The sequence below is a fragment of the Pusillimonas sp. MFBS29 genome (assembly GCF_020687695.1).
Lineage (GTDB): Bacteria > Pseudomonadota > Gammaproteobacteria > Burkholderiales > Burkholderiaceae_B > Pusillimonas_C.
Genome location: NZ_JAJEWL010000006.1, coordinates 16,925 through 33,394, shown reverse-complemented (window position 1 = coordinate 33,394; position 16,470 = coordinate 16,925). Strand labels below are relative to the sequence as shown.

The following is a 16,470-nucleotide window of genomic DNA, read 5'->3' as shown; positions in this document are numbered from 1 at the left end:
AAAAGAAGGAAGGTATGCGCGCGCGGTTGCGGGCCGCTTGCCGACATCCCTTCGCCAGTACTAGCTGTTTCAGGTTCGACGGGTGTTGATCTCAGCCAGGCAATGTACACCCGGCACCCCGTGTCGTTGCGCCATCATAACGCAATACGCGCAATTGACAAGTAGGCCCACTCACATTAAGCTTGCCGACAATTCCTGGGGGAGCCTGTCACGGGCTGAGACTCCGCAAATCAATGCGGTAACCCTTTGAACCTGATCCGGGTAATGCCGGCGAAGGGAAGGACACCAAGCATTACGCCCCCCCTTTCTCCGTTATACCCGTTCGTTGCCGGTCACCAGGCTGGCTGTACGTGTACCGGCACGCCGGACAACCAGGGAAAAACATGCTTACCAGCACCTCCGCCGTACTGTGGCTATTGCTGTTCTCGGCAGGCTTTGCCGTATCCGGCATGCTGTATTCCAGACACGATCGCGGCAGCCTTGAAGACTATGTCGTCGCTCGCAACACGCAGGGAACTACCGCCACGATTCTGACTCTGCTGGCCACATCGCTGGGCGCGTGGATACTATTCGCGCCAGCCCAGGCGGCAACCTGGGGCGGGCTGGCAGCTGTCATCGGCTATGGCCTGGGTGCCGCTTCACCCCGCTGGCTGATGATCCCACTAGGACAGCGGATGCGTGAACTCATGCCGCAAGGCCACACACTGACCGAGTTCGTGATCATGCGTTACGGCAAGGCCATGTATGGGCTTGTCCTGCTGATCATGATGTTCTACATGTTCATCACCCTGGCTGCCGAGATCACCGCAATCGCCAAACTGGTGCGGTTGCTGGCGCCAGTACCGTTATGGGTCACCGCTGCCATCGTCATGGGTTCAACGCTGCTCTATACCTCTTACGGCGGCCTGCGTGCATCAATCTTTACAGACAAGGTGCAAATGGTGGTTATTGTTCCACTGCTGCTGACATTGATCGCGCTGGGCTGGTACGCCACGGGCGGCCCTGCTCCGGTCCTGGAAGGGTTACACGAAAAAGCGCCTCAGTTACTCAGCCTGACTGATCCTACAGGGCTGAAGGCGGGTCTTACCTTTTTCGTCGCAATCCTGCTGACCGGACTGTTTCATCAGGGCAATTGGCAACGCGTTTATTCTGCCCGCGACACACGCACCATGCGCAGAGGCTTTTTGCTTGGTGGCCTGTTCGCCGGCCCATTTATTCTGTTAATGGGACTGTTCGGACTGGCCTTCGTAGGACTGGGGCATACCGGGGACAGCTCCGTTGCCCTATTCAGCGTTTTGCAGTCCCATATTCCCGCATGGTTTACCGTGGCCCTGATTCCCCTTGGCCTGGCGCTGGTCATGAGCACCGCCGACACAACGATCAGCGCCATTTCCAGTCTCATTGCCGTTGATGTGCGCCGATTGGCACCCTTGATGAAGAAAGAGACTCTGATGGGGCTGTCACGCTGGCTAATCTTCCTGTTGGCCATACCAGTCATGATCGTCGCGGCCCAGGGATATAGCGTGCTTTACCTGTTTCTACTGGCCGACCTGTTCTGCTCAGCGGCGGCCTTCCCCGTTTTTTTCGGCCTGTATAACCGGCGCCATAACGGTACCATCGCCTTTGCAAGCACCTTATGCGGACTGATCGCAGGCATCATGTTCTTTCCAGCTCCGGGTGAAAAACCCACTTATCTGCTCGAATCATTCCTGCTCGCTGCGCTGGTTCCCGCCCTGGTGTCATGCCTCATGCTGCGCCTGAGGGCACGATGGTCACACTTTGATCTAGGCAACCTGCATGCGACCGTACGCAACCTGGACGATTGAAGCGAGCCGGTTGCACCAACAACCAACGCTCATTCCAGCGGGTCAATCACCAGTTCAAAGGTAATCAGAACCGGGTTCTCACCACGCTTGAGCCGGCCTTCGGCAATCTCACCTGTGTGGGCGACCAGTCCGATGTCCACACAGGCTTGTGGAGCACCATCGCTGTTGAGATCAATTGCTCCGGACTGGATAAAGACCTCGGTGACAAACGGCTCGATGACCCGGCCGTCTTCGAATACCGCGCCAATGAGACTGCCAACACCACCGCGGATGCGAGCCCGACGAATACCCAGGTTAGTACATAGCGCCTCTAGTGCCAGACAGAGATCCTGGTTGGGCCTGAGCCGCACCACATAAGCATTGGCGTCTTGTAAGGGTTCTGCAGCGGCAGAAACCTGCATCAGACTGAAGTTCGTCTCTGCATCAGCCTGTACGTCAAAGCCTGCACCATCAAGCATCCAGGCTTTAAGGCGAACTGCGGAAGAGACACGTGATGCCTCTGGCATCAAATGCCCGCTTCTGCGCCGACCGTCCGGATCAACCCAGATCGCATGACAATGCAACCACGGCTGACCTTGTCGCACACCAAAGGTGATGCTGCCCGAATCGATTCGCGCTTCGCCCGGCGCATCAAAGCGCTCGCTGAAATAAGCGACATGCTCCGGTGTGCCGGAAAGATCAGGCATGTAATACGCCAAGGGCTCGAATGAGCCGCCTTGCAGCGAAAAGACTGCGCTGGATACTCCCTGTGAGTGCACAGCATCGGCCAGTCCCTCGAGCAGGGAAACTCCCGGCGGTAACTCGACATCAATTGCTCGAATAATTGCTGGCGCGTATTGAACACGCTCTGGATGCACCGGCCCCGGCTGTTCAATGCTTCGCATCAAGCGCTCCTGTAGAGGTCAGCAAACCGCGCTGGCGCAACTCATCGCGCACCAAAGCCTTGGGCACCTTTCCATAGCCCGATTTCGGCAACTCCGGCCAGAAGAAAATCCGCTTGGGCAGTTTGTAGCGCGCCACACGACTGGACATCCATTCCAGCATCGCAGCCTCTTGCAATTGCGCTCCTTCGCGCAACACGCATACCGCCACACCAACCTCACCCCACTTCGGATCGGCAACACCCACGATCGCCACCTCACTGACAGCCTCGTGCGTCAGCATCTTCTCTTCGATCTCGCGGGGATAGATATTGGACCCGCCCGAGATATACATATCAGATGAGCGGCCCGTCAGATAGATGTAGCCCTCGTTGTCGCGGTAGCCCAAGTCACCGGTACGGAACCAGCCGTTCCGGAAGCACTTGGCATTGGCCTCGGGATTGTTGTAATAGCCGGCAAAGACGGCCGGGCCAATAACACAGAGCTCACCGATCTGGCCTGGCTCAACTTCGTTGCCGGCATCATCCTGAATCGACACCTGCATCCCGGTGCGCTCAAAGCCACAAGTGCCAGGCCGGCGCTCTTCGTCTCCGGCATCGTGTTCACGGCCAGGCAGTACTGTGATGTTTCCCGTAACCTCGGCCAAGCCATAGTACTGCACCAGCACCGAGCCCAACTTCTGTAGCGCCAGCTTCTGATCCTGGCGATACATGGGTGCTCCTGCGTAAACAACATAGCGCAGGCTCGAATGATCGAATTGATCCACACTCGAGTCCTCAATCAGCATCTTCAGGATGGTTGGAACCGTGAACAGGTTGGTCAGACCGTGGGTCTGGATCAATTGAAATGCCGTCGCGGCATCAAATTTTTCTGACGGCATCAACACCGTTACGCCGCCCCGTGCCACCATGTTCAATTGATGCATGCCTGCACCGTGCGACAAGGGAGCCAGCACGAGCGACCCGTCAAGCTCGGTGGATCCGGGCATCAGGTCACACAAGTGGTTGGTGATGACATAGCCAAGCTGCCCCTGTGTGAGTACCGCAGCCTTTGGTCGGCCGGTGGTTCCTGATGTGAAGAACAGCCAGCAAGCGCTATCCCGTTGCACGCCGGCATTCGGCACAATCGTGCCGGACTGCGCAGCCATCAATGTACTCAGGCACGCTGAATCGTCTTCCACACCGGCATCGCCGGTCAGCCAGACACGCTGCGCTCCCGCCACGGCCTGAGCCACTGCATCGGCATACTCCGGGAAGTCAGTCTGGCACAAAAAAACCCGCGGCTGGGTAACTTCAGCCATGTAAGCCACATCATCGGGAGCGAGCCGGAAGTTGGTCGGCACCCATACCGCAGCGATGCGAAATGTAGCCAGCATCGCTTCAAACATCTCGTTGCTGTTCTTGCTATGCGCCAACACGGCTTCACCGGGCTGTACGCCCAGGTCAAGCAAGGCAGCGGCGAGCGCCGAGACCCGGGCATCCAGCTCAGACCAACTCAAGGACACATCGCGCCAGACCAACGCCGGACGCTCTGGAAAGCGGCGTGCATTCTGCGTGACCATATACGCAAGGTTAGGCACGCTCTGCGACAGAAAATCCTGATGGATAATCTTCATTTCACGCGCTCCAGAATAGAGACGTAGTTCGTGACCGCCGCACCACCCATGTTGAAGACGCCTCCGAGTTCTGCGTTCGGCATTTGCATGTCTCCTGCTTCGCCTGCCAGTTGCATGGCCACCATAACGTGCTGAGACACACCAGTGGCTCCCAGCGGATGGCCTCTGGCCTTCAAGCCGCCCGTCACATTCACCGGCAGCTTGCCATCGCGCAGGGTCAGCCCCTCTTTGATGGCTCGCCAGCCTTCGCCGCGCGGCATCAGACCCATGGCCTCGTACTCGATCATCTCGGCGACTGTGAAGCAGTCGTGGGTTTCCACCAGGCTCAGATCATCGAGTGAAATGCCGGCCGTGGACAGGGCCTTCTGCCATGCAAGGCGCGGGCCTTCGAAGTCGATAGGATCCCGGCGCGACAAAGGCAGGAAGTCGTTGACATGCGTACGCGCACGCAGTCGTATGGCACGTTGCAGCGTTGCGGCGGTTTGCGCATCGGCAACGACCAATGCGGCAGCACCATCGGACACCATGGAGCAATCCGATCGCCTGAGCGGGCCAGCCACCAGCGGATTACGGTCCGACTCCGTATTGCAGAACTCAAAGCCCAGATCCTTACGCACGTGGGCATAGGGATTGTTCACTGCATTGGCGTGGTTCTTGGCAGCAATCATTGCCAGCTCTTCACGGTGATCACCGTAACGCTCGAAATAGGTGGTGGCGATATCTCCGAAGATGCCCGCAAAGCCCAGCGGGTTGTCTTCCTCTTTGCGATAGCCGCCGCTCAGCAAGATGTTGGGCAGCTCCCGCGGTGGCAGCGCAGTCATCTTCTCAGCGCCAACGACCAGTGCAATACGGCCGCGGCCACTTTCGATGAAGTCAAGCGCAGTATGCAGCGCAGCGGTGCCGGTGGCACAGGCATTTTCCACGTGGATGGCGGGCGTGAAGCGCAGTCGTGGCTCTCCGAGTGATACCAATGCACCCTCGAAGCCTTGCGGTGTAAGACCATTGTTAAAAACACCAACAGTAATGAAATCAACATCTTCCGGTGCAACGCCGGCATGGTCCAGCGCCGGCCGCGCCACGCTGGCGATCAGACTTTCCACATCCGGTACGTCCGACTTGCCAAAGGGTGAGTGCGCCCAGCCAACGATGCACGCATTTTGTTTCATGAAAGTATCTCCGGTTGTTATTTGAGGAGCAATGGCTCTATAGCCAGAGATAATAGTGAGAATCTGTTTAGAAGGCTATAGGGACTCCTGGCAGCACGCACCATAAAAAAAAGTCCACCGCTCTTGAGAAGTGGTGGACAAACAATCTGATCTTTCAATCAGATTGGACTGGGCCTGTGATGGTGCGCGTTGTTCTTGTGTGAAGCCTAGCGATTGTCGTCAAAGAACTTCTTGACTTCGGCCTCCGCTTCTTCACGGGTCTTGCCGTATCTCTCCTGTACCAGACCTGTCAGACGCTCGGCATTGCCTTCGACTTTTGTGAGCTCATCATCCGTAAGCTCGCCCCAAGCCACTTTTGCCTTGCCAGCTAACTGTTTCCATTGACCTTCAACGATATCTTTGTTCATGAGTGACCTCCTGTGATAACGCCTTCAGCCTAACGTCTTTAGGTTGGGCAGGTCCTACAAAAAGCCGTTATATGTAACTGAACGGCGCTAACACCCAAGGCAGGCTACAGGCACAGTAACATCTGCTTATCTAATCCACGACGAATGTAACTGCGCCACTACTGATAACATCAGGCAAACAAGAACAATCAAATTTATTCAGGAGACTATTGCATGAACCCGGCGTTGGTACCTTGGGCCCTTTCAGGCGGAGCCGCCGTGTCTGTAGGTTTTGCGCGGTTTGGCTACGCATTGATTCTGCCGGCGATGCAAACGGACCTGAACCTGAATTACGCACAGGCGGGATGGTTGAATACAGCCAACGCGCTGGGCTATTTGCTGGGCGCACTGCTTACGCTGGCCTGTGTATCGCGACTGGGCAACCGGCGAATATTTGTCGCAGGCCTGGCACTGACTACTGCAGCCTTGCTGGCCAACGGCCTCACGCACCACTTTCATCTCATTACGCTCTGCCGGTTTCTGGCCGGCTTCGGCGCAGCCGGCGCCTTTATATGCGGCGGTGTCTTATCGGGCGTTCTGGGTACACGGGCCATTGTGGTGTTCTTTAGTGGCGGCGGCATTGGCATGCTGACCACCGGCGCGCTGCTGCCCTGGCTATTCGATGCAGCGGGGCCAGCCTCCTGGCCCTGGGCATGGATCATTTGCGCAGCCATCTGCATCCCGCTTTCCATTGCAGCGCTGGTCGCAATGCGTGACATACAAGAACCATCAACACCCGGCCTGCGTGCTCAGTGGTCATGGCGCCCATGCGTGCCCGAGTTCACTGCGTATTTTCTCTTCGGTCTTGGCTACATCGCATACATGACATTCATTATTGCGTGGCTGCGCCAATCACTGAACTCTTCACTGTCCATAGCGGCCACCACTTCCATCATGTGGAGCCTGCTGGGCATTATGACGCTGCTGGCGCCGTTGATCTGGGCCCCCGTCTTTAACGGCAGGCGCGATGGCCGGCCCATGGCGGCATCCATGACGGTCTTGGCAATCGGGGCAAGTCTGCCACTGGTTTTGCCAACGATCACCGGGCTATGGCTGTCTGCCGCGTTGGTGGGCTCCAGCGTATTCATGGTGCCATCCGCCGCCACAGGTTTCATCAAGACCAATCTGCCGAAGCCCGCCTGGGGAAGTGCGCTGGCCGTGGCAACCAGCCTGTTTGCACTGGGACAGGCCATAGGGCCGGTCGCCACCGGATGGATCAGCGACCTGTCTGATTCGTTGAGCACCGGACTGGCCGCTTCAAGCGCAATATTGCTGGTGGGTGTCTTGATCGCCTGCACGCAGAAACCGCTGGTAAGCGCCTGAATACAACCTTGTTGGCAATGTGGTTCCAGCCTGAAAATCGAGGCTCGCTACCTATAATCAGGACACGATTTTTTTACTCTTTCAAGGATGCAATCGTGTCTAGTTCGACCCCTGTTCCCATGTTTTCCGATGCTGTCTATCCCTTCGACGCACGCGGCGTAGCCAAGCGTTTCAGGCATGCAGCCATATTTGGCGCCCTGTCTGCCCTGCATCCGGGCGAGACCATGCGCTTTTGCAACGATCATGATCCGCTGCCCCTGCTGCAGCAATTAATGGGGCATTTCGGCGACCATATAAAAATCGATTACGTTGCACGCGAACCTGGTGAAATAGTTATCGACTTCCAGATCGTGGCCTGAGTTAACGCAGCTAGAAGGCACCAGACCTTGAGCTGCGACTTGGCAGCAAGCGTCCGATCAGCCTGCCTGGCAGCAACTGATCGGGTGCGAACAACGACATATCCAGCGCATCAAGCGTATTCTTTACCAGCAGGCCCAGTTCAGTGTCGCCTTCCATTGACAGCCGACGGCTGAAGAACAGAGTGTCCGGGTCTTCCTTACGCTGCGTCAGCAGATAAAAATCATGCAGGCTGGCCGCAATGGTCAGAGCAATATCGCCACCCGGCGCCACAGCCACGAATTTCCCGTTACGCCACACGAAATCAAAAGCAATACCGGCATCTGTTGCCTGGATTCTGAGTATTCTTCCTTGCAGCATGTGCAGGGTATCGGCTGGCAAATGCTGCGCCAGAATCAGATTCAGCCCGGTAGCAAAAATGGCCGAGCCAGGATAGGCCGGCAAACGTGCCAGCAGCTTGCCCAAAGGGGCAGGAACGGAATGATGGCCTGAGCTCACGACAAACTCCCTGAAGCGGCCCGGAAATCAGGCCACATAAAACACAACAGTGAAATAGTGGCAAGCACTGCCACCCATGACAAACAGATGCCAGACGCCATGGCCATACCGCCATTTTTCGTCGGTGGCATAGAAAACGATTCCGACGGTGTAGATGATGCCGCCCAGCAAGAGCCAGCGGAAACCTTCCCAGCTCAGGGCATTGATCAAAGGCACGGCGGCGATGATCGCCAGCCAACCCATGGCAACATAGATGATCAGGGACAACACGCGCTGGCCTTTGGCCAGCCAGATTTCCTGAATGATGCCGAACAGGGCCAGACCCCAGACCACGCCAAACAACGACCAGCCCCAGGCACCCCGCAAACTTACCAGCGCGAAAGGCGTATAGCTGCCTGCGATGAGTAAGTAAATGGCGCAGTGATCGAACTTGCACCAGATACGCTTGGCGCGCCCGCGCAGGCTGTGATAGAGCGTAGATGCCAGATACAGGCTTAGCAGCATCGCGCCATAAATGCCAAAACTGACCACTTTCCAGGGGTCGCCAAGCCCAGCCGCGAAAACGATCAACAGTGTCGCGCCGATAGCGGCCAGCACTGCACCCGTGAGGTGGGAAATACTGTTGAATCGTTCGCCGTAATACATTGCACAGCCCTTATTCAGGCGACCATCTGCTCCAGGCCGGGACGGCCATACCAATAGCCGTTACAGGGATCGGCAGGCATCAAGGGCAGCATTTGCTCGAACGCGGCATTGCTGTCGAGCTGCTGATCAAGCACCTGGCGGAATAGTTGCACGATATCGCCTGTATGCTGCGACTGCGGGCTGATGCGCAATACGTCTACACCCAAATCACGCATAGCCTGCGTTTCGTTAATCAGGTTGTAGACCAACGCCGACTGGGTCTGAATTCCATTCAAAACAAGAAAGGGCTGCCCTTCGCGTGTCTCGAGCAGCAGGCCATCGGGGTGGTCCATACACACATACTGACAATTGTCTTTGGGTATGTTCCGATGGCGGGCTGTAAAGCAACGCGCTGAAAAAGCCAATGGCATGCGGCCGTAGGCGAACACTTCAGTCTGCATGTTCTGCGGCCGCTCTGCCTGCAGTTGCGCCAGACCCTCACGACCCATTTCCAGCGGCATCACCCAGCGCTGCGCACCCTGGCCGGCAAGCAATTCAAGCGTAGGGCTGCTGTATACGTTCAGGTAGGGGCCGGCCACAAAGGGCTTGCCATCAAGGCAATGCACGGCTCCCATATCGTTGGCCTCGACCAGAAAGCCATCGTTTGCGGCAATCTTGCGCATGGTGGTGAGATCTTGCCCGGATTCCAGCAGCACCTGCGTGGACAGCACAACATCTTTGCCGGCATCGGCCAGCATGTGTGCGATCTCGAGCCAGTCGGGCAGACGCAGCTCATGGCGTCGCGAACAAACGGTTTCCCCCAAATAGACGATGTCGACCGGAGTGTCGGTCACCGACTCATAAAACTGCATCATGGTGATGCGCGACCAGTAGTATTGAACGGGTCCCAATGCGATTTTCACGTTACTTCCTTTTCCCGATGCGGCGAAGCCAGACAGTCGGCCGGTTCAACTCAATTCATTTCCAGGGGCGGTGATACGCACCCAGTGTGTGCTGCTGCCCTTCGGCGACCTTATTCAGCTCAGTCATCCAGAGTGGTTTGACGGAGTAACGCTGCTGGCTGGCCAAGCATTGATCAATGGCGTCACGCCACACACGCGTGACCTGGGCCACGTATGCCGGGCTGCGCTGACGGCCTTCTATCTTGATCGCACGCACACCCATTTGCATGAGCTTGGGGAGCAATTCCAGGGTATTAAGACTGGTAGGTTCTTCGAGGGCGTAGTAGTTTTCGTTATTCACATCGAACCGGCCCTTGCACAGTGTGGGATAGCCGGCATTCTCGCCATCGGCATAGCGGTCTATCAGTACGCCATTCAGCCGTGACTCAAGGCCCTTGTCGGTTTGCTGCCAACGCACTGATTTGGCCGGCGAGCACACACCATGGGTGTTGGGCGATTCGCCCGTGACATAGGACGACAGCGCACAACGGCCTTCTACCATTACACACAGACTGCCAAAGCCAAAGACTTCGATTTCGACTTCGGTGTTTTCGGTAACCTGCTCGACCTGGGCCAGCGACAGCACACGGGGCAAAACGGCCCGGACCACACCAAAATGCTTGCGATAGAAATTGATGGCTTCGTAATTGGTGGCCGAACCCTGTACGGACAAGTGCAGGCGCAATTGCGGATATCGCTGATGCGCATACATCATGAGGCCCGGATCTGCCACGATCATGGCATCGACACCAGCTTGGGCGGCACGGTCTACGGCCTGACGCCAGGCCTGCCAGCCTGCGGGCTGGGAATAGGTATTCAATGCCAGGAATACCTTGCGCCCGTTTGCGTGCGCATAGCGTATGCCTTCGTTAATGGCGTTTTCATCAAAATTCAGGCCGGCGAAATTGCGCGCGTTGGTCGCATCGCGAAAGCCCAGATAAACACAATCGGCCCCGTTATCGACGGCGGCCTTCAGGGCGGGCAGGCTGCCCGCGGGACAGACAAGCTCAACGGCGGGCGCAGCAGCCCCCGCCGCAGCCTGCATTACAGCAGTTGCGTTAGTCATTTCAGATAAGAAAAAAGTGTATCTGCGTTAAGCGAGCGCCAAGGCCTCGTCGGCCGCGCGAACGGTAGGGGCACGAACAGCTTCTATGGTGGGTTTGACGCCATTGATCAGAAGTTCGATAAGCTCACGAACCGAGCGGATTGCATCGCCGAACGGCAGCTTTTCGGAACCCCGGAAGAACAGGCCACGCCGGATATCACCCGCCAAAGCAAACGCCAGCTGGGTATCTATACAAAACTGGCCGTGTTTGCTGATGCCATCGCGCAAACCGCAGGAAGCCAGGCAATCGAAGCCCACGGTGCAAGGCCGTTTCTTGGCAATACGCTGCAGCTTTTCTTCTTTTTCAAGGTAATTGGCCAACCAGGGCGTGCGCACTGCACGGGCCGGCAATCCGGCGACGCTCATGAAGGTAACAATGTCTTCGGGTTTGGCTTCGACCAGCACCTTTTTGAAGTTGGGATGTGCATCACCTTCTTCGGTGACTGCAAAAGCCGAACCCAGCTGGACTGCGTTGGCACCCATGCCCATGAGCTGCAGAACCTGTTCGTGGCTGTGTATGCCACCGGCAGTGATAAGAGGAATGTTTTCCTTTTCAAGGCCCATGTCTTTGAAAAGCTGCAGGGTGCCTTCCAGCACATTGTTAAAAGCAAAGTTCGGATTGTTGAGCGCTTCGGCCGTGGGTGCGCCCAAATGGCCGGCGGCGAACTTTGGATTCTCGATGACGATGGCATCGGGAAGGCGATTCTTGCGCATCCATTTTTTCAGAATGAGACCAATGCCGCGCACATCGGACAAAATGGGAACAATGCCCGTTTTGTGGCCTTCGGTGAGTTCGGGAAGATCCAGTGGCAAGCCAGCACCGACCACGACGACGTCGGCCCCGCTTTCGCAGGCCTGACGCACGTAGGAAGCATACTCGGACACGGCACGCATGACATTCACGGCGATAAGCCCATTGCCTTTGGACAGTGCTTTTGCCGACTGAATTTCGCGATCGAGGGCGACCAGGTTGGCGGAATCGATGAGGGCCTTGTCGCGTGAACGACCGGTTTGCAGCATGAGGTCGGGGTGGTGACGACGCAAGTCGACGCTGGATATCGTGCCCATGGCACCATATGATGCGACTGTTCCGGCCAGCCGATGAGCGGAAACACCCACGCCCATGCCGCCCTGAACGATGGGTAGCAGCGACTTGCCTTTCAATTTGAGTCGTTCTAAAACGGTTTGCAACACTTGATTTATCCTTGCGAAATGTTCGCTTTTAAACGCAGCCATCACTATGCAGGCATAAGACAAGACATTCCTTAATAAATATCAACTTTATGACGGATAGCTGAAGCTACTATTGCCTTGTGCACAATATGGGCTTGAACGCCGAAAACACTTGTCTCGTGTATGGTTAAACACATGAAGAAAACTGACGAAGACCTGCTTCTGGACGTACGTGGCCTTGAGCCACCCGAGCCGCTGGAACGTGTGCTCGATATGCTGGCCGTGCTCGTACCCGGCCAGCGCATACGCATGCTCATAGATCGTCAGCCGCACCCGCTGTATGGCATTCTCGACAAGAACAACTTCCGGTATCAGGTAGATACCCTGGCCGATTACCGCTACGAAATTCTCATCTGGCACAAAGACTGATGCAACGCGCCCTATCGCTCAATAGCTCGCCCGATATCGGCGTACCCCTGCGACTGCTGCTCAGCGCGCCTGTATTTGTCCTGCTGGCCGCCCTGCTGCTGTTGTGGGAAGGCCCCACAGCCATGGTCTCGCGCTGGACTGCCCCCACCCTGGCAATCACTCACCTGCTCACCCTGGGCGCACTGGCCAGTGCAATGGCCGGCGCCATGATGCAAATATTGCCCGTCGCCACCGGCATCAATGTTTACTCACCGCGCATGACCTCGACGGCCGTACACGGGCTGCTCAGCTCGGGCACCCTGGTGCTGGCTGCCGGTTTTCTTTCCGGACGGACCGGGCTATTTCCATTAGCCGGCGGTTTACTGGGCGGCGCCCTGCTATGGCTGGCGCTGGCCTGCGCGGGCGGCTTGTGGCTCTACCGCAAGCAAGCTACGAAAGGGTCTATCGAAATCCTGTCCGCCACTCGCTTCGCCATCCTGGCCCTAGCTGTTACGGCAACAATAGGCGTCGTTCTGGCGGCGGGTTGGGCGGGCTGGTTGCCGCTATCCAGACCCCTGACCGACGTACATGCTGCATGGGGTTTGCTGGGATGGGTCGGCCTGCTCATCATAGGCATGGCGTATCAGGTAATTCCCATTTTTCAGGTTACGGAACTCTACCCTAAGGTTGTCACCCGCTGGCTGGCTCCTGCTTTATTCGTATTGCTGGTGGCGTTCACAGCCAATCACTACCTGGCCAGCTCCATACAATGGGAAATCGGCCGTGCGATTGCCTTGTTGCTGCTTGGTGGCTGCCTGATATTCGCCGCCATCACCTTTCAGCTGCTCTGGACGCGCAAACGCCCGGAACCTGACACCACCACCCTGTTCTGGCGCACAGCCATGATCAGCCTTGCTGGCTGTGCACCCGTCTGGTTGTTGCAGATTTCCGGCACCGGCGACTTCACCGTAACGCTGGGCGTGCTGTTTCTGGTTGGATTTGCCTGGTCTGCCATCAACGGCATGCTCTACAAGATCATTCCGTTCCTGCTTTGGTATCACCTGCAGAAAGATCTGACCATTGCTCTCAGGGTTGTACCCAAAGTCAAACAAATCATTCCCGACGAGATCGCTGCCCGACAATTCTGGCCGCATCTGGCGGCCCTGCTGCTGCTCGTCGCAGCCAGCCTCAAACCCATGATGTTCACCCATGCAGCCGCACTCGCGCTGGCAGTGTCCGTGCTCTGGCTGGGATGGAACATTATGCTTGCGCTAAGGCTGTTCGTACGGGCCAGGCAGGAAATAGCCCAGGCACTGAAGACGGCTACGCCACCCTGGCAGCTTACCCCTGATAAGCGCTGAGCTTGGCAGCATCCATAATCGTGATTTCACGACCCTTGACCTTGATCAGCCCATTGGCTCCCAGGTCATGCAATATGCGGGAAAAGTGTTCGGGTGTCAGGTTCAGACGCGACGCAATAACGGTCTTGCTGGTTTCCAGCCTGAACTGGCGGCCGTCCTGGTGGGTACCGCCGTCTTTCAGCAGGTAGCCTATGACCCGCTGTGTGCCCGACCTTAGCGAGTAAGCCTCGACATCGCCCATCAGACTGTGCAGGCGTTGGCTTAGTCCACCCAGCATCTTGCGTGCAAATCCGGGCTGACTGTCGATCTCGGCAAACAACACGTTTTTGGACACATGCAGCAGCATCGTGTCGGCCAGCGCCTGGGCAGACACGATGTAAGCCTTGTCCAGAAACATCAGCGCTTCGCCAAAGCAGTCACCGGGCCCTATCAGCCGTACGACTTTTTCACCCCCCATGGGCGAGACGAACATGAGCTTGATTTGCCCGTACACCACGGTGTGAAACCCCACGCAGGGATCACCACGATGAAAAAGCATCTCGCCGCGCTGAACCTGCACCTCGGTGGTGCCGGCCGCAATGGTATCGAGCTCCCGCTCCGACAACTCATTGAATAACGGCAGTTTCGCCAGAAAATCCTGTATGCGTGTTTTGTTTGTTGCCATATTGCTAGAATCCTGTAACGATGTACCTGCTGTCCTTCAAACCAAGAAGCTTGTGATCAAAATTCTGTTCAATGTTGTCGGTACGCTGGCCCTGTTTCTGGCTTTGCTGGGCATATTCCTGCCCCTGCTCCCGACTACCCCCTTTCTGCTCCTAGCCTCGGCCTGCTACCTGCGCGGTTCGACACGGGCCCACCGCTGGCTAATGGGCAACCGGATACTGGGGCCATACCTGCGCAACATCCAGGCAGGCCGTGGCATTCCCATGCGCAGCAAGGTCATCGCCCTGACCATGATGTGGGCGTCGCTGGCTTTCTCGGCCTGGTACGTACCCCTACCCTGGGTCAGGGTGCTGCTGCTTGTCCCGGGTATAGGCGTAACCATTTACCTGCTCAGGATGAAGACCCTGACACCACAGGAACTGGAAGGCACACCTGACTGACCTAGATCAGCTTGGAGTACGTCGACACAGTTGGCCGGCCCAGAAACTTGTCAAACACCATGCCTATGGCACGCACAAACAGGCGACCCTTGGGCGTAATACTCAGATCATTTTCACTGCGTACCAGCATGCCCGCCTGCTCGAACGGGTCAAGCCGCTGAAGTTCGGTTGCAAAATAGCTGGAAAAATCAATACCGTGCCTTTGTTGTATCGCCTGATAATCAAGCGGCATGCTGCACATGAGGGTCATGATGACTTCGCGACGCAAGACGTCGTCATCAGTCAGGTTGTAGCCACGCTCTATGGGCAGGCGACCCTCGTCGAGATGCTGATAATAGGCTTTCAATGATCGCACCGAGGCACTGTAAGATCGACCCACCTTGCCGATGGCCGACACGCCGAAGCCAACCATGTCGTACTCTGCGCGCGTGGTATAGCCCTGAAAGTTCCGATGCAGACTTTTATCGAGCCGTGCCTTGTTCAGTTCATCGTCGGGCTTGGAGAAGTGATCCAGCCCGATATAGACATAACCCGCCTCGAGCAGCCGCCGCATGGACATCAGGAATATCTGCAATCGCTCTTCGGCTGAGGGCAGATCAGCGGCCTTGATCAGGCGCTGTGCCTTGAAGCGTGCCGGCAAATGCGCATAGTTATACAGGGCAATGCGATCGGGCGACAGACGCAAGACCTTATCCAGCGTGTGATCGAAACTGGCCAGCGTCTGTTTGGGCAGGCCGTAGATCAGATCTATGTTTACCGATTCGAATCCGGCCTGGCGGCTGGCATTCAAAGCGGCTTCGACCATGGGCAGCGGCTGGATGCGATTGACCGCTGCCTGTACATCGGGATCAAAATCCTGCACGCCAAAGCTGGTGCGGTTGAAACCCAGCCCCGACAGCATGGCAAGCGTTTTGTCGTTGACCGTACGCGGATCGATTTCCACGCCCAGTTCCGCATCCGGCGTAAATTCGAAATGCTGCCGCAGCGTTTCCATGAGATGCGTGAGTTCGGCAGAATTCAAAAACGTGGGGGTTCCGCCACCGAGGTGCAACTGCCCGGTCTTGCGATCCGGACCAAGATGCCCGGCTACAAGCGCCATTTCCTTATCGAGATAGCGCAGGTACTCGGCGGAGCGCTCGTGATCTTGCGTGATAATTTTGTTACAGGCGCAAAAGTAGCAAAGCGATTCGCAAAACGGCAAATGCACATAGACCGAGAGCAAGGGATTGTTGCTGGCACCGGCACGGCCGGACAAATAGCCAACGTAGTCATCCTGGCCAAACCCCGCATTGAAGCGATCGGCTGTTGGATAGGATGTATAGCGTGGCCCGGAACTATCGAAGCGCCTGATCAGGGCTTCGGAAATCTCGATATCCGGGAACGAGACTGTGTTATCAGTAACTGCTGGGTTGGGGGCGCTCATGGCCGGTCTCCGATTGATGCATGCTCAGGGCGCTTGGCTTGCACCACCGAAAAAGGCCTGCAAAGCCCTAGGCGGTATTGTGCAAGATTGCGCAAAAAATAATTTTGACCTAAGTCAAGTAAAAATACATTGTCTATCTGCAAGAGCTTTCTTAAAGCTGAACGCAACATATCGTATTATTAGGGCTGGTTTCATAGAC

17 protein-coding genes and 2 riboswitches are annotated in these 16,470 nt (G+C 56.7%); of the genes, 6 read left to right on the top strand and 11 right to left on the bottom strand.

Annotated features, from left to right (window positions below; all coding sequences use genetic code 11):
• Positions 1-29: 29 nt before the first annotated feature.
• Positions 30-131, bottom strand: a riboswitch (TPP riboswitch).
• A 56-nt stretch (positions 132-187) separates the two neighbouring features.
• A riboswitch (TPP riboswitch) is annotated at positions 188-296 on the top strand.
• An 87-nt stretch (positions 297-383) separates the two neighbouring features.
• Positions 384-1,826: a sodium:solute symporter family protein gene (locus LKR43_RS10015; protein ID WP_227683915.1), complete on the top strand. Its 1,443-nt coding sequence runs from the start codon at positions 384-386 to the stop codon at positions 1,824-1,826.
• A gap of 29 nt (positions 1,827-1,855) precedes the next feature.
• On the opposite strand, the gene LKR43_RS10010 is transcribed toward LKR43_RS10015, so the two are convergent.
• The 4 genes from LKR43_RS10010 to LKR43_RS09995 form a co-directional block, all read right to left on the bottom strand.
• Positions 1,856-2,710, bottom strand: a complete 855-nt coding sequence (locus LKR43_RS10010; RefSeq protein WP_227683914.1) for a PCC domain-containing protein — start codon at positions 2,708-2,710, stop codon at positions 1,856-1,858.
• Complete coding sequence (locus tag LKR43_RS10005; protein WP_227683913.1) at positions 2,697-4,322, bottom strand: acyl-CoA synthetase; 1,626 nt, start codon at positions 4,320-4,322, stop codon at positions 2,697-2,699. Before LKR43_RS10005 ends, LKR43_RS10010 begins: the two co-directional genes overlap by 14 nt.
• Entirely contained in the window at positions 4,319-5,488 is a 1,170-nt protein-coding gene (locus LKR43_RS10000) for an acetyl-CoA acetyltransferase (protein ID WP_227683912.1), read from the bottom strand. The genes LKR43_RS10005 and LKR43_RS10000 overlap by 4 nt, the downstream gene beginning before the upstream one ends.
• 206 nt (positions 5,489-5,694) lie before the next feature.
• Positions 5,695-5,895: a CsbD family protein gene (locus tag LKR43_RS09995; protein WP_227683911.1), complete on the bottom strand. Its 201-nt coding sequence runs from the start codon at positions 5,893-5,895 to the stop codon at positions 5,695-5,697.
• A 213-nt stretch (positions 5,896-6,108) separates the two neighbouring features.
• On the opposite strand from LKR43_RS09995, the gene LKR43_RS09990 reads away from it, so the two are divergent.
• Positions 6,109-7,257, top strand: a complete 1,149-nt coding sequence (locus tag LKR43_RS09990; RefSeq protein ID WP_227683910.1) for a YbfB/YjiJ family MFS transporter — start codon at positions 6,109-6,111, stop codon at positions 7,255-7,257.
• Positions 7,258-7,376: 119 nt separating this feature from the next.
• Positions 7,377-7,616, top strand: coding sequence for a DUF2249 domain-containing protein (locus LKR43_RS09985; protein ID WP_227684105.1), 240 nt, complete (start codon positions 7,377-7,379; stop codon positions 7,614-7,616).
• 10 nt (positions 7,617-7,626) lie between these two features.
• Here the strand turns inward: LKR43_RS09985 and LKR43_RS09980 are convergent, their stop codons facing one another.
• From LKR43_RS09980 to LKR43_RS09960, 5 genes are read right to left on the bottom strand one after another with little or no spacing between them, the layout of a single operon-like run.
• Positions 7,627-8,112 (bottom strand): SCP2 sterol-binding domain-containing protein, encoded by a 486-nt coding sequence (locus LKR43_RS09980; protein WP_227683909.1) that lies wholly within the window; start codon positions 8,110-8,112, stop codon positions 7,627-7,629.
• Between the two features lie 27 nt (positions 8,113-8,139).
• Entirely contained in the window at positions 8,140-8,757 is a 618-nt protein-coding gene (locus LKR43_RS09975) for a hemolysin III family protein (RefSeq protein ID WP_227683908.1), read from the bottom strand.
• Positions 8,758-8,771: 14 nt separating this feature from the next.
• Positions 8,772-9,659, bottom strand: a complete 888-nt coding sequence (locus LKR43_RS09970; protein ID WP_227683907.1) for a U32 family peptidase — start codon at positions 9,657-9,659, stop codon at positions 8,772-8,774.
• A gap of 55 nt (positions 9,660-9,714) precedes the next feature.
• Positions 9,715-10,764, bottom strand: a complete 1,050-nt coding sequence (locus LKR43_RS09965) for a peptidase U32 family protein (RefSeq protein WP_227683906.1) — start codon at positions 10,762-10,764, stop codon at positions 9,715-9,717.
• Between the two features lie 27 nt (positions 10,765-10,791).
• Positions 10,792-11,997 (bottom strand): NAD(P)H-dependent flavin oxidoreductase, encoded by a 1,206-nt coding sequence (locus tag LKR43_RS09960; RefSeq protein ID WP_370632091.1) that lies wholly within the window; start codon positions 11,995-11,997, stop codon positions 10,792-10,794.
• A gap of 174 nt (positions 11,998-12,171) precedes the next feature.
• Here LKR43_RS09960 and LKR43_RS09955 point away from each other — a divergent pair, with 174 nt between their 5' ends.
• Both LKR43_RS09955 and LKR43_RS09950 read left to right on the top strand, forming a co-directional pair.
• Positions 12,172-12,405 (top strand): DUF2249 domain-containing protein, encoded by a 234-nt coding sequence (locus LKR43_RS09955; protein ID WP_227683904.1) that lies wholly within the window; start codon positions 12,172-12,174, stop codon positions 12,403-12,405.
• A complete protein-coding gene (locus LKR43_RS09950) occupies positions 12,405-13,745 on the top strand; it encodes a hypothetical protein (protein WP_227683903.1) in 1,341 nt (446 codons plus the stop codon). The genes LKR43_RS09955 and LKR43_RS09950 overlap by 1 nt, the downstream gene beginning before the upstream one ends.
• Here the strand turns inward: LKR43_RS09950 and LKR43_RS09945 are convergent.
• Positions 13,726-14,409 carry a Crp/Fnr family transcriptional regulator gene (locus LKR43_RS09945; protein ID WP_227683902.1) on the bottom strand — a complete coding sequence of 228 codons (684 nt, stop codon included), beginning with the start codon at positions 14,407-14,409 and terminating at the stop codon, positions 13,726-13,728. The genes LKR43_RS09950 and LKR43_RS09945 overlap by 20 nt on opposite strands.
• A gap of 52 nt (positions 14,410-14,461) precedes the next feature.
• Between LKR43_RS09945 and LKR43_RS09940 the strand changes: the two genes are divergently transcribed.
• Positions 14,462-14,848 (top strand): YbaN family protein, encoded by a 387-nt coding sequence (locus LKR43_RS09940; protein WP_370632090.1) that lies wholly within the window; start codon positions 14,462-14,464, stop codon positions 14,846-14,848.
• Position 14,849: 1 nt separating this feature from the next.
• Here the strand turns inward: LKR43_RS09940 and hemN are convergent, their stop codons facing one another.
• A complete protein-coding gene (gene hemN, locus LKR43_RS09935; protein WP_227683901.1) occupies positions 14,850-16,271 on the bottom strand; it encodes an oxygen-independent coproporphyrinogen III oxidase in 1,422 nt (473 codons plus the stop codon).
• Positions 16,272-16,470 lie beyond the last annotated feature (199 nt).

Bases quoted from the DNA above. Each gene is read 5' to 3' on its own strand.
- LKR43_RS10015 (WP_227683915.1), top strand. From the start codon at position 384: ATGCTTACCAGCACCTCCGCCGTACTGTGGCTATTGCTGTTCTCGGCA.
- LKR43_RS10010 (WP_227683914.1), bottom strand. From the start codon at position 2,710: ATGCGAAGCATTGAACAGCCGGGGCCGGTGCATCCAGAGCGTGTTCAA.
- LKR43_RS10005 (WP_227683913.1), bottom strand. From the start codon at position 4,322: ATGAAGATTATCCATCAGGATTTTCTGTCGCAGAGCGTGCCTAACCTT.
- LKR43_RS10000 (WP_227683912.1), bottom strand. From the start codon at position 5,488: ATGAAACAAAATGCGTGCATCGTTGGCTGGGCGCACTCACCCTTTGGC.
- LKR43_RS09995 (WP_227683911.1), bottom strand. From the start codon at position 5,895: ATGAACAAAGATATCGTTGAAGGTCAATGGAAACAGTTAGCTGGCAAG.
- LKR43_RS09990 (WP_227683910.1), top strand. From the start codon at position 6,109: ATGAACCCGGCGTTGGTACCTTGGGCCCTTTCAGGCGGAGCCGCCGTG.
- LKR43_RS09985 (WP_227684105.1), top strand. From the start codon at position 7,377: ATGTTTTCCGATGCTGTCTATCCCTTCGACGCACGCGGCGTAGCCAAG.
- LKR43_RS09975 (WP_227683908.1), bottom strand. From the start codon at position 8,757: ATGTATTACGGCGAACGATTCAACAGTATTTCCCACCTCACGGGTGCA.
- LKR43_RS09965 (WP_227683906.1), bottom strand. From the start codon at position 10,764: ATGACTAACGCAACTGCTGTAATGCAGGCTGCGGCGGGGGCTGCTGCG.
- LKR43_RS09955 (WP_227683904.1), top strand. From the start codon at position 12,172: ATGAAGAAAACTGACGAAGACCTGCTTCTGGACGTACGTGGCCTTGAG.
- LKR43_RS09950 (WP_227683903.1), top strand. From the start codon at position 12,405: ATGCAACGCGCCCTATCGCTCAATAGCTCGCCCGATATCGGCGTACCC.
- LKR43_RS09945 (WP_227683902.1), bottom strand. From the start codon at position 14,409: ATGGCAACAAACAAAACACGCATACAGGATTTTCTGGCGAAACTGCCG.
- hemN (WP_227683901.1), bottom strand. From the start codon at position 16,271: ATGAGCGCCCCCAACCCAGCAGTTACTGATAACACAGTCTCGTTCCCG.